The following is an 11,404-nucleotide window of genomic DNA, read 5'->3' as shown; positions in this document are numbered from 1 at the left end:
AAGGAGTACCTGCCGCGCTGCTGCCCGCCCGGCCGCGGTGCCTGATCGCAGGCCCGGCTCGGGCGGTGGTCAGACGCGCAGGTCGAGCATGGCGGACATGGCCGCCACCACGGACGGGGCGACCTGGTAGTAGACCCAGGTGCCGCGTCGTTCGGAGGTCAGCAGGCCGGCTTCACGGAGTTTCTTGAGGTGGTGGGAGACGGTCGGCTGGGAGACGCCGACGTCGGCGATGTCGCACACGCACGCCTCTCCGCCCGGGTGCGAGGCGATCTTGGAGAACAGGCGCAGGCGCACGGGGTCCGACAGGGCCTTGAACATGGCGGCCATCTTCTCCGCGTCCGTCTGGGACAGCTCGCCGGCGGTGATCGGCGGGCAGCACGGCACGACGTCACCGTCCTGCGGGACGGACAGTTCCACGGCCTCTGATTTCGACATGTGTCTATGTTGACACTCGTCGATACGGGTGGCAAGCTCCGAGGCGTAGGCAGTATCGACAGACATCGAAGCAAGGAGTCGGCGTGACCACCACCCTCCGTACCGTGCTCACCGCGGCCCGGGCCCGCCGCACCGCCCGTCACCTGGCCGGCATCAGCTTCTGCGACGGCTGCGCCCAGGTCGGCGACAGCGCCGGCCGGGCGGCCGAACGCCGACAGCACACGCGGCTGACCGCCTTCACCCACGCGCGCTGACCCCTTCGCCCTCAAGGAGGCCGAGCATCATGAGCACCCAGCAGCTCCCCGTCGTCGTCATCGGAGCCGGTCCCGTCGGACTCGCCGCCGCCGCCCACCTCGTCGAGCGCGGCATCGAGCCCCTCGTCCTGGAAGCGGGCGGCCGGGCCGGCGCGGCCGTGCGCGAGTGGAGCCACGTACGCCTGTTCTCCACGTGGGGCGAGGTCGTCGACCCGGCCGCCGAGAAGCTCCTGGCCCCTACCGGCTGGACGCGTCCCGACCCGGCGACGTACCCGTCCGGCGGCGACTGGGCCGAGCGCTACGTCCAGCCGCTCGCCGACGCCCTCGGCGACCGCGTCCGCACCGGCGCCACCGTCACCGGCGTCTCCCGGGCCGGCCGCGACCGGCTCGTCGACGCCGACCGGGAGCAGCAGCCGTTCGTCGTCCACGTCGAGTACGCCGACGGCCGCGAGGAGCGCGTCCACGCCCGCGCCGTGATCGACGCCTCCGGCACCTGGACCACGCCCTCCCCGGCCGGCGGCAGCGGCCTGCCCGCGCTCGGCGAGAAGGCGGCGGCCGACCGCATCACCTACCAGGTGCCGGACTTCAAGGACCCGGCCGTCCGCGCCCGGTACGCGGGCAGGCGCACGGCCGTCATCGGCGCGGGAGCCTCCGCCTTCACCGCGCTCGCGTATCTCGCCGAGCTGGCCGAGTCCGAGGACGGCGCGGGGACGAAGGGGGTGTGGATCCTGCGCCGGGGCATCTCCGGCTCCACCTTCGGCGGCGGCACCGCCGACCAGCTCCCCGCCCGAGGGGCCCTCGGCCTCGCCGCCAAGGCCGCCGTCGACAAGGGGCACGCGGACGCGGTCACCGGCTTCCGCACCGAGGCGTTCGAACGCGACGCCGACGGACGGCTCGTGCTCCTCGGAGAGGACGGACGCCGTCTGGGCGCGGTGGACGAGGTGATCGTCCTGACCGGCTTCCGCCCCGACCTGTCCTTCCTCTCCGAGCTGCGCCTGGGCCTGGACGAGCGCCTCCAGGCCCCGGTGGAACTCGCCCCGCTGATCGACCCCAACCAGCACTCCTGCGGCACTGTCTACCCGCACGGCCACCGCGAGCTCTCCCACCCCGAGCGGGGCGTCTACCTGGTCGGCATGAAGTCCTACGGCCGCGCCCCCACCTTCCTGGCCATGACCGGGTACGAGCAGGTCCGCTCCGTCGTCTCCGCGATCGCCGGCGACCTCGACTCCGCCGACCGCGTCGAACTCACCCTCCCCGAGACCGGAGTCTGCGGCGGCGCGGGCCTCTTCGATACCCCCGACCCCCAGCAGACCGACGCCGGCGGCTGCTGCGCCGCACCGGAACCCCAGCTCGTACAGCTCGCCACGCCCGCGGCGGTAGGCGCGGCCGCCGAAGAAGCCCCGGCGGGCGGCTGCTGCGGCTCGTGACCGACCTGGGCACTCGCGACAGCGGGGCCGCGACCGGAACAGGGGACCGGTCGCGGCCCCGCGGGTCCGTCGACGTTTGCCATGGATACCCCTGCGGGGTATATCTAGTGGAGCGACAGCAGTACCCCCCTGGGGTACGGATCAGCTCATCTAGGAGGAACCATGTCCTGCTGCACCCCTGACGGAAGCTGCTCCACCGGCACCGGCACCGGCACTGCCGCGGCGACGGTCACCGAGGGCGCCACCACCGTCTACAACGTCTCCGGGATGACCTGCGGGCACTGCAAGGCCACGCTCACCAAGGAGATCGGTGCTCTTGACGGTGTCCTGGCGGTCGAAGTCGACCTGGAGGCGGGCCAGGTCACCGTCACCACGGCGGACGAGCCCGACGACGCACTGCTGGCCAAGGTCGTCGACGACGCCGGGTACGAGCTCACCGGCCGCGCTGCCTGAAAGGCCCGCACACCGGCCGGGCCCACTCGCGGGCCCGGCCCTTTCTCTCCCGGGCTTCCGCTGCTGCTTGCTCGCCGGCCTGGGCTGGAACAAGGGCAGCACGCCGTCATGGCAGGGCAACGCCGGGCGGCCCCCAGGTCTTCTGGGGGCCGCCCGGCGCTGTAGTGGTGGTGCGGATCAGTGGTAGGCGTGGACGACGGCGTGGCCCTTGCCGCGGCCGATCATCCACTTGTTGACCGGCGTGGTGATCACGAAGGCGACGGCGAAGCCACCGAGCAGCGCGTACCAGAACAGTCCGTCCGACAGGTGCGCGTCCATCGCGCCCGGCGTCAGCGCGATGATCCCGTTGTCGACCAGTTCCATCACCGCGATGGAGACGGTGTCGGCGGCCAGCGCGACCTTGATCGCCGCCTTCAGGGACACCCCGGCGCGCACCACCGCGAAGAGGGTGAAGGAGTAGCCGAAGACGAAGGCCAGGCTGATGGCCAGGGCCATCGTCGCTACGTTGCCCCACATCAGCGCGGTGCCGATGACCATGCCGAGGATCTCACCGATGGCACACCCGGTGAGGCAGTGCAGCGTCGCCTTCATCGCCGTCGCCCAGGTGGTGCCGTGGCCTCCGTGCTGCCCGCCGTGCCCCTCGTGCCCCTCGTGCCCCTCGTGTTCCCCGTGGCCGTGGCCGCCCGCAGGGGTGGCGTGGTCGTGCGCGGTACCGGAGTGGTGCGTGCTGTGGTCCATGACCTTCATCCCCATTCGACGTCCCGCAAGGCCCCTCGCGGCCCCACAACCGAAACCATATACCCCCGGGGGGTATAGCGCTAGGTGTGATCGGAATCCGTTGCCGGGTGATGGAGGGTCATCCAGGTCCGCCCGCCATCGACGGACTCGTAGACGGCGTCGGCGCTGTCTGCCGCCAGCAGGCGCTGAGCGGTCACCGCGGTCAGCACCCTGCCCCCCTCACCCGCGGGCAAGCGGCCCTGCTCCGTCCAGGTCCGGCCATCGCGGCCGGCGACGACCCGGCCGTCGGCCGTGAGCGCCAGCAGCCTGCCGGGCTCGGGTTCCTCCACCGCGACCAGGCCGGGCGCCGAGGGGACGGCGCGGAAGGTCCGCGCACCGTCGTCACTGCGGGACAGGCCCGTGCCGGTGGCCGCCCACACGGTGGCCGCGCTGCCCGGGTGGGAGGCGAGGTCAAGCGCCTTCACTTTCGCTCGCCTGGCCCAGGTGCGGCCCCCGTCGGTACTGGCCCACACCCTCTCGCTCCGGCTGTCGAACCCGTACAGCGAATTACCGGCCTCCTCCAGCGCGTGGAAGTCGGCCTCGCCTTCGGCGGAGAGCGTCTGCCAGGTGCGGCCGGCGTCCGTGCTGCGGATGAGGCCCAGGTGAGCGGGCCGAGTGCCGGCATCCGCGGGGCCGGGATGACCGCTGGCCAAGAACGTGGACGGGCCGGTCACGGTAAAGCCCATCGTGTCCTGATAGCGGTCGGCCACCCGGGCCGCGGCCCCGTCCTCCAGGCGGAAGACGCCGTGGTGGCCGGCGGCGTAGACCGTGCCGTCGGCCGGGTCGACGCCCAGGCCGTGCAGGTGTCCGGTCCCCGGGTCGGGGGTCGCCCCGTTCCTACCGGTTCTCGTGGTGGTGTCGGTGGCGGAACAGGAGGCGAGGAGCAGGCCGGCGGCCGCGAGCAGGATCAAGGCACGCGGACGGTGCCCCGGTATGCGAATCATGGTGTGAGGTCCAAGAAGGGAGAAGGGAGAAGGGAGGAGCGAGATGAGGCGTGGCAGGCCGGTGCGGGGGTGGACGCCCTCGGCGCCCGCCCCCGCACCGGCGTGATGCGGTCAGCCCTTGCCGAGCAGCTCGTTCATTTGCTCGATCTCCGTGCTCTGCGAGGTGATGATCTCGCCGGCCATCTTGGTGGCCGGTCCGTAGGCACCGTCGGCCTGTTCGGTCTTCGCCATCTCGACCGCGCCCTCGTGGTGCTTGATCATCATCTCCATGAAGGCGGTGTCGAACGCCTTGCCCGAGGCGTCCTCGAGCTCGGTCATCTCCTCGGCCGTCATCATGCCGCCCATGTCATGCATGGAGTGGTCCATGGCGCCCTCGGCGGGCACTTCCTCGCCCCAGGAGGTCAGCCAGCCGGAGAGCGTCTTGATCTCCGGGTCCTGGGCCTTCTTGATGTCCGCGGCGAGCTTCTTGACGTCGGCCGACTGCGCGCGGTCGGGCGCGAGGTCGGCCATCTCGACGGCCTGGCGGTGGTGGGGGATCATCCCCTTCGCGAAGGCGACGTCGGCAGCGTTGTGCTGCCCCTGCGACGCCGACGCCGACCCCGACGCGGATGCCGGGGCGGACGAGGAGGTGGTGGCGGCGTGGCCGCCGTGTCCGGCCGAGCTGTCGCCGTCGCCGCTGCCGCCGCAGGCGGCAAGGACGAGTGCTGCCGCACCTGCGGCAGCGACGGCGGCGGTACGGCGGATGAGGGAGCGCTTGCGGATCATGGTGGTGCAACTCCTTGGCGCGCGCCGTTTCGCGGCGCGCGATGGGAAGGGAGGTCAGGGCGTGCGAGAGCACGGCACCCGTCACCGGGAAACACCGGTTGGAGGGACGCCGAGCGGGCCGCTCTATATCCGCAGGAGTTGCAGCTCGGAAAGGTCGGGCGGGGCCCGGCCGTCGTGCGGCGTCCCCGGGGACGCCGCAGCGGGCGCGGGGGCCGCGGGCATGTTCAGTGGAGCGCCGGTCAGCGTGGGCGGCGTGTACGCCGAACCGATGCCGGCGGCCGCACACGTCCCATCGGCGTGATCGAGATGATTCGAACCGCCATCCGTGTGCGTACATCCCCCGCCCGCGTGCGGAACGCCGTCCGCCGCGGCCACCACCATCTCGTGGCCGGCGCCCGCCTGCACCGCCGGTGTCGCACCGGGGGCGAGGCCGTGCATGCCCAGCACACCGGCCAGCACCGCCAGCACCAGCAGCACGAACAGCCGCCCGCCCGGGCGGCTGCTTGATCGGGAGCTGCTGGTCACGCCCCCATCGTACGGGCCCCTCGCGACAGCGCAGCGGTGACGGCGCGATCGGCGGCTGTCCCCGCTCGTACGCCTCCGCGCACGCCTCCCGCCCAGCAGGTGCTGACGTTCACCCGGTCCGGTGATCAGCGGCACTCGCGTGCACGGGCAGCCAAGGCCGCCGCGGGTCGCACCGCCCGACGCGCGGACTCACCCGCGGGGCCCCGATGGACCCGGCCGTCTCGCGCGGGGTGTGGACGTCGGGCACCGTGGCCGTAGCACTCGACGCCGGGTGATCGAGCGTGCCGACTGCCGTTCCGGGGTCCACGCCGCGGTGCGGCTCGTGCCTTCGGGACTGCGTATGCCGCCGGGGGGTACACAACGCTTCCGGCGCGGTGGAAACGGAGCGGCAGATGTGTTCGACGCGGAGTGCGTGCGGGAGAGCGCCCGCCGACGGGCGTCCCGACGTACGAGTGGCGGGGCGTGGGACGGACCTCCTGGGTGGTGGCCTCCGGTGAGCGGCTTCACCGCCGCGCTGTCTTTGCTGGGCCTGGCTCTGCTGGCGGTGGCCGGAGCGTACGGAGCGGCCTGGGCGCTCCGGATCTCGTCCGGTCCGCTGCCCGCGCAGCCGTTCGGGTCGGGGCTGGAACCGACGGAACACGCGGTCAGCCGTTTCCACGTGCGCTGGTACACGGTGACGATGCTCTTCCTCGCCTTCGACATGGAGATGGTCTTCATGTACCCGTGGACGCTCGTGATCTCCGCGATGGGGCCCAGCGCGGTGATCGAGATGTTCGTCTTCCTCGCCGTCCTGCTCGCCGGAGTGGTCTACGCATGGCGGGAAGGGGCACTGCGGTGGGCCTGACCGCCGTCCTGACCCGCGCGGCGGCCGTCCGGCCACGCGTCCTGCTGGTGACCACGCCGGGCGGTACGCCGGTGCGGCTGGCCGCGGAGAAGGAACTGCGGTCGCGTGACTGGCCGTCGGCGTCGACCCCGGCGGGAGCCGACTTGCTGCTGGTAGCGGGTCCTGACTGCTCGCGGCTGGGTCCGGCGCTGGACCGGTTGTGGCAGGACATGCCTCGGCCACGTGTGCGCGTGCGGGCGGTGACGGCCGACGAGGTGGCATCGGTTCTCGAAACCGGCCGCGCCCGGCTCGCTACACCAGAGGGAGACCACGGCGAGTCCGACCGCGAGGAGTCCGACCGCGGCGACCCCGCGTGGCAGCACGACGAAGGCCCGAAGGGCGGCGATCACGACGGTGAGCGCGACAGCCGTGACGGCCCTGGGCACCGGGGCAGCGACGACGACCACGCCGGTCACGCCGGTCACGGTCACGCCGGTCACGGTCACGCCGGTCACGGCCATGGCGACACGGAGATGCCGGGCGGACTGCCCATGGCCGAACAGGGGGAAGACCGCGACGGTCTGACGCTGGACCGTCTGCACGTGCCGTTGGGCCCGTTTCTGGCCGACTGGCCCGCCGGTCTGACCCTGCGTGTGGTGCTTCAGGGCGATGTCATCCAACGCGCCGACCTCGACGAGCCGCCCGCCGGCGGGCCGGCCGATCCCTTCTGGAGCCGGCCGTGGATCCGGGCCGCCAAGGGCGAGCCGGTGGGCGTGGGGGAGGCCGCCCGGCGGCGGGCGGCGGCGCACCTGGACAGCCTGGGCCGACTGCTGTCGGTGGCCGGCTGGCCCGCCGAGGCGGTGACGGCCCGGCGCCTGCGCGACGACCTGCTGGAGGAGGCGCCCGCCTCGGCGGTTCTGCCCCGGGTGGAGCGCTTCGCCCGGCGGGTCGGGCGGTCACGGACCCTGTACTGGCTGACGCGAGGCGTCGGCCTGCTGGGCGCGGCCGACGCCCGAGCCGCCGGCGTCACCGGTCCCGCCGTACGGGCGGCCGGCGGGGACGTACCGGCCCGCTACCGCCAGTGGCTCATCGATGTCATGGACGACGTACAGCAGTTGGACGCGACCGCCCCCCTCGATCCGGTGGCGCAGGAGAGCCCGCGCGGCCGGTGGGACGCCGAGCACCCGCCGTCGGCCGCCCTGGCGAGGCTGCTTCCCCGCCTGCTGGTGGGAGCCGAGCTGGGCGCGGCCCGTCTCGTCGTCGCCGGCCTCGACCCGGACCCGGACGAACTGGCCGCGTGCCGGCTGGAGGTGACCCGTGGCTGAGGCGGGGACGTGGTGGGTGCTGCTGGCCGCCCCGGCGATGCTGCTCGGCTTCGCGGTGCTGGCCGTGGCGGCCGACGCGGCTCTGGACGCCCGGAACGCGGGTCGTCGGATCACCGCCGGCACCGCCGTACGGCCGCTTCTCGCCGTGCCGCGGGCGTTGGTGGCGCAGCCGCGGCGGTTGCCCGCGGCGGACCGGCTGCTGTGGCGGGCGGGCGTGATCACCGTACCGGTGGCGGCCGTACTGTCCACGCTGGTCATCCCGTTCGGCAGCCGCGTCGTCGCCGATCTGTCCGTCGGGGTGGTGTGGTTCAACGCCATGGAGGTGCTGACCTGGGCCGGGCTGTGGCTGGCCGGCTGGGGCCCGAACGCCGCGTTCTCCCTGGTCGGCGGCTACCGTTTCCTCGCCCTGGGCCTGGCCTACGAGCTGCCGCTGATGTTCGCGCTGATCTCGGCCGCCACGGGCGCCCAGTCGCTGCGGGTGACCGACATCGCCGGCGCCCAACACGGCCTGTGGTACGCGGTGTGGATGCCGTTCGCCTTCGTCGTCTACCTGGCGGGTGTACTGGCCTTCAGTTTCCTGGGCCCGTTCGCGTACCCGGCCGGGGCCGACGTCGCCGACGGCGTACTGGGGGAGACGTCCGGGGTGGACCGGCTGCTGCTGCAGGCCGGGCGGTGGCTGTGGCTGGCGGCCGGGGCCGCGATGGCGGTGCCGCTGTTCCTGGGCGGTGGCGCCGGGCCGGGGCTGCCGCCGTGGGCCTGGTCGCTGGTCAAGACGCTGCTGGTACTCGCGGTGCTGGTGTGGGTGCTGCGGCGGCTGCCCGTCATCCGCGCCGACCGTTACGTGGAACTGGCCTGGGTGGTGCTCCTGCCGCTCTCCGTCCTCCAGGCCCTGGTTCCGGCCCTGGTCAATCTCAGCTTCCAGGAAAGGATCGCGTGATGGGCACGACGGGCACGGTGCTGCTGTGGGTACTGGGCGTGCTCGCCCTGGCCGGTGGGGTCCTGGTGTTCACCCTGAACTCCATGGCCCGGGTCACCTTCGCGCTCCTGGCCTCCCTGGTGTGCGTGGGCGGGGTGGTGACCGTGCTGCGGTTGCCGTATCTCGGCGTGGTGATCGTGCTGATGATGGTCATGGAGATGGTGATCATGGCGGTGTTCATGATCGCGTACATGATGAATCCGGCCGGTCTGATGCCGATGTCGATGCTGCACAACAAGCGCGGCTCACTGGTCGTCAGCGGTCTCGTGTTCGTCGCCCTGGTCGCCGGGATCTTCCTGGTCCGCTGGCCCGACCGCACCGGAGCGCGGCCCGGGGACACCACCTTCCAGGTCGGGATGTCGTTGATGGGCGACCAGATGCTGACCATGGTCACGCTCGGGTTCGTACTGCTGGCCACCATGGTGGGCGCCACCGTCCTCGCCACCCACCGCGGACGGTACGACCGTTTCGGAGACGACCTCGATCAGCGGCCCGCGAAGGACCCGGGCGGCGGGGGAGCGGGCCGATGACGTTCGAACTCCTGCTGGTCCTCGCGGCCGGGCTCTTCTGCACCGGCCTGTTCGGTGCCCTCTCCCAGCAGTCCATCGTGATGATCATGATGGGTATCGAGTTGATGATCGGCGGGGTCATCGTCGCCGCCGCCGACTTCTGGTACTTCCTCGCCCCGGCCGTCGGCGGTGGCCAGGTGGTGATCGTGGCGGCCGTGGTGGCGATGGCCGTGGAGATGGCCATGGGCTTCGCCGTCACCACCGCCATCTACCGCGCCCGTCAGGTCGACATGACCGACATGGCCGAGGACCTGAAGGGGTGAGCGCGGTGCTCTGGCTGCTCATCGCGCTCCCTCTGGGCGGGGGAGCGGTGCTTGCCCTCACCGGACCCCGCGCGGGCCGCCTGGTCCCCGCCCTCGGTGTGACGGTCGCCGTGGCCACGCTCGGTGCGGCGGTCGCCGCCGCGCTGACCCGGCCGGACGCGAGCGCGCCGCTGTTCGCCGGGATGGACGCGGGGCTGGCGGTGGACGGCCTGTCCGCGGTGATGGTGGTCACCGTCGCCGCGGTCACCACCGCCGTGCTGGCCTTCGCACGGGGGGAGTTCGCCGCCCACGAGAACAGGGGCCGCTTCTTCGGGCTCATGCTGCTCTTCGCCGGCGCCATGCTCGTCACCGTCACGGCGACCACCCTGCCGCTGCTGCTGATGGCCTGGGAGGTGATGGGCGCCACCAGCTGGGCACTGATCGGCCACTGGTGGCGGCAGCCGGAGCGGGCGGAAGCCGCCGACGTCGCGTTCCTCACCACCCGCGCCGCCGACCTCGGCCTGTACCTGGCAGCCGGCGCAGCCGTGGCCGGCGGCGTCGGCTCGCTGAGCCTGGACGCGCTGCCGCACGCTGCCGCGCCCTGGCTGCACCTGCTCACCGCGGGCATCGTGGTCGCCGCCCTCGGCAAGTCCGCGCAACTGCCGTTCTCCTTCTGGCTGTCGCGCGCCATGCAGGGCCCCAGCCCCGTCTCCGCGCTGCTGCACTCGGCGACCATGGTCGCCGCGGGCGCGTACCTGCTGCTGCGAGTCGCTCCGCTCCTCGACGCCACGGTCTGGGCGGGGCCACTGGTCGCCTGGACCGGCGCGGCCACCGCCCTGGTCCTGGGGCTGGTCGCGGTGGCCCAGACCGACCTCAAGCAGCTCCTCGCGGCCTCCACCTCGGCGCAGATCGGCTTCATGGTGCTGGCCGCGGGCAGCGGCGGCGTCGCCGCGGGCACCACGCAGCTCGTCGCACACGCCGCCACCAAGTCGGGTCTGTTCCTTGCCGCGGGCGCCTGGCTGACCGCGCTGGGCACCAAGCGGTTGACCGCGCTGCGCGGGGCGGCCCGCGCTCACCGACTGGTCGGCGTGGCCTTCACGGTGGGCGCGCTCACCCTGGCCGGGCTGCCGCCCCTGTCCCTGTGGGCGGCCAAGGACGAAGTGCTCACCGCCGCCCGCACCGAGGGAACCGCGCTGTACGCGGTGGGCCTCGCGGCGGCGGCCGTCGCCGCCGGGTACAGCGTCAAGGCCGTCTGGTACGTCACCCGTCCCCTCCCGGACGACGCGGAGGCCGGATACGACACCGAGGGACGCGGCACCCGGCGCGTCGCCCGTACGACACCGGCCCCACTCCTCGCCCTCACCCTGGCCGCGGCGGTACTGGGAGTGCTGGCCCTGCCGGGACCGGCGTCCTGGCTGAAACGGCTGGTCGGCGCCGAGGGCGAACCGTCCCCCGAGCCGTGGGAGCTGGGTCTGTCCGCCGGCGTGGCGCTCGCCGCCGCCGGCCTGGCCTGGCGGTGGGCGTCCCGCCCGGCACCCGTACCACGCGCCGCCGTCCGAGGGGCGCACGGGTGGCTGCACCTGGAGCAGGCCGCGCGGCTCGTCGTGGTCCGCCCGGTGCTGGGCCTCGCGCGCACGCTGGCCGCCGTCGACGACCGCCTCGTCGACGGCGCCGTACGGCAGACCGCCCGGGGCGGCCTCGCGGCGTCCCGACTCGCGCGCCGTCTGGACGACGGCGGCATCGACGCCGCCGTCCGTGCCGTCGCTTCCGGCGCGCGGAGCCTGGGCCGATGGGCGCGCCGCCCGCAGACCGGACTGCTGCACCAGTACTACGCACAGGCCGCCATGGGCTTCGCCGTACTGGTCCTGATCATCCTGTTGGTGAGGTAA

14 protein-coding genes are annotated in these 11,404 nt (G+C 73.1%); 9 read left to right on the top strand and 5 right to left on the bottom strand.

Going from position 1 to position 11,404, the window contains the following annotated elements; all coding sequences use genetic code 11:
* Nucleotides 1-69: 69 nt before the first annotated feature.
* A complete protein-coding gene (locus ACFW48_RS11480; protein ID WP_386312900.1) occupies nucleotides 70-435 on the bottom strand; it encodes an ArsR/SmtB family transcription factor in 366 nt (121 codons plus the stop codon).
* Nucleotides 436-518: 83 nt separating this feature from the next.
* Between ACFW48_RS11480 and ACFW48_RS11475 the strand changes: the two genes are divergently transcribed.
* The 3 genes from ACFW48_RS11475 (at nucleotide 519) to ACFW48_RS11465 (ending at nucleotide 2,569) form a co-directional block, all read left to right on the top strand.
* A complete protein-coding gene (locus ACFW48_RS11475; RefSeq protein ID WP_386312897.1) occupies nucleotides 519-689 on the top strand; it encodes a hypothetical protein in 171 nt (56 codons plus the stop codon).
* A 29-nt stretch (nucleotides 690-718) separates the two neighbouring features.
* On the top strand, nucleotides 719-2,116 hold the full coding sequence (locus ACFW48_RS11470; RefSeq protein ID WP_386312894.1) for an NAD(P)-binding domain-containing protein: 1,398 nt from the start codon (nucleotides 719-721) through the stop codon (nucleotides 2,114-2,116).
* A gap of 162 nt (nucleotides 2,117-2,278) precedes the next feature.
* The gene (locus tag ACFW48_RS11465) at nucleotides 2,279-2,569 is read left to right on the top strand and encodes a heavy-metal-associated domain-containing protein (protein WP_386312891.1); all 291 of its coding nucleotides are present in this window, start codon (nucleotides 2,279-2,281) and stop codon (nucleotides 2,567-2,569) included.
* Nucleotides 2,570-2,746: 177 nt separating this feature from the next.
* Here the strand turns inward: ACFW48_RS11465 and ACFW48_RS11460 are convergent, their stop codons facing one another.
* The 4 genes from ACFW48_RS11460 to ACFW48_RS11445 form a co-directional block, all read right to left on the bottom strand.
* On the bottom strand, nucleotides 2,747-3,307 hold the full coding sequence (locus ACFW48_RS11460) for a DUF4396 domain-containing protein (RefSeq protein WP_386312889.1): 561 nt from the start codon (nucleotides 3,305-3,307) through the stop codon (nucleotides 2,747-2,749).
* Nucleotides 3,308-3,387: 80 nt separating this feature from the next.
* Nucleotides 3,388-4,290 (bottom strand): F510_1955 family glycosylhydrolase, encoded by a 903-nt coding sequence (locus ACFW48_RS11455; protein ID WP_386312886.1) that lies wholly within the window; start codon nucleotides 4,288-4,290, stop codon nucleotides 3,388-3,390.
* 111 nt (nucleotides 4,291-4,401) lie between these two features.
* Nucleotides 4,402-5,055, bottom strand: coding sequence for a DUF305 domain-containing protein (locus ACFW48_RS11450; RefSeq protein WP_386312883.1), 654 nt, complete (start codon nucleotides 5,053-5,055; stop codon nucleotides 4,402-4,404).
* A 123-nt stretch (nucleotides 5,056-5,178) separates the two neighbouring features.
* Nucleotides 5,179-5,580 carry a DUF6153 family protein gene (locus ACFW48_RS11445; RefSeq protein ID WP_386312882.1) on the bottom strand — a complete coding sequence of 134 codons (402 nt, stop codon included), beginning with the start codon at nucleotides 5,578-5,580 and terminating at the stop codon, nucleotides 5,179-5,181.
* Between the two features lie 493 nt (nucleotides 5,581-6,073).
* On the opposite strand from ACFW48_RS11445, the gene ACFW48_RS11440 reads away from it, so the two are divergent.
* Genes ACFW48_RS11440 through ACFW48_RS11415 form a run of 6 tightly spaced genes read left to right on the top strand, consistent with a single transcriptional unit; the run spans nucleotide 6,074 to nucleotide 11,404 of the window.
* Nucleotides 6,074-6,424: an NADH-quinone oxidoreductase subunit A gene (locus ACFW48_RS11440; protein ID WP_386312881.1), complete on the top strand. Its 351-nt coding sequence runs from the start codon at nucleotides 6,074-6,076 to the stop codon at nucleotides 6,422-6,424.
* Nucleotides 6,415-7,728 carry a hypothetical protein gene (locus ACFW48_RS11435; RefSeq protein ID WP_386312879.1) on the top strand — a complete coding sequence of 438 codons (1,314 nt, stop codon included), beginning with the start codon at nucleotides 6,415-6,417 and terminating at the stop codon, nucleotides 7,726-7,728. Before ACFW48_RS11440 ends, ACFW48_RS11435 begins: the two co-directional genes overlap by 10 nt.
* Nucleotides 7,721-8,665, top strand: coding sequence for an NADH-quinone oxidoreductase subunit H (locus ACFW48_RS11430; protein ID WP_386312877.1), 945 nt, complete (start codon nucleotides 7,721-7,723; stop codon nucleotides 8,663-8,665). Before ACFW48_RS11435 ends, ACFW48_RS11430 begins: the two co-directional genes overlap by 8 nt.
* Nucleotides 8,665-9,234 (top strand): NADH-quinone oxidoreductase subunit J, encoded by a 570-nt coding sequence (locus ACFW48_RS11425; protein ID WP_386312875.1) that lies wholly within the window; start codon nucleotides 8,665-8,667, stop codon nucleotides 9,232-9,234. The genes ACFW48_RS11430 and ACFW48_RS11425 overlap by 1 nt, the downstream gene beginning before the upstream one ends.
* Nucleotides 9,231-9,536 (top strand): NADH-quinone oxidoreductase subunit NuoK, encoded by a 306-nt coding sequence (locus ACFW48_RS11420; protein ID WP_386312872.1) that lies wholly within the window; start codon nucleotides 9,231-9,233, stop codon nucleotides 9,534-9,536. Before ACFW48_RS11425 ends, ACFW48_RS11420 begins: the two co-directional genes overlap by 4 nt.
* Nucleotides 9,533-11,404: an NADH-quinone oxidoreductase subunit L gene (locus tag ACFW48_RS11415; protein WP_386312870.1), complete on the top strand. Its 1,872-nt coding sequence runs from the start codon at nucleotides 9,533-9,535 to the stop codon at nucleotides 11,402-11,404. Before ACFW48_RS11420 ends, ACFW48_RS11415 begins: the two co-directional genes overlap by 4 nt.

Source organism: Streptomyces sp. NPDC058812, assembly GCF_042744565.1.
GTDB classification, from domain to species: Bacteria; Actinomycetota; Actinomycetes; order Streptomycetales; family Streptomycetaceae; genus Streptomyces; species Streptomyces thinghirensis.
The sequence above is the reverse complement of the archived record's forward strand: the minus strand, read 5'-3'. Positions and strand labels throughout refer to the sequence as shown.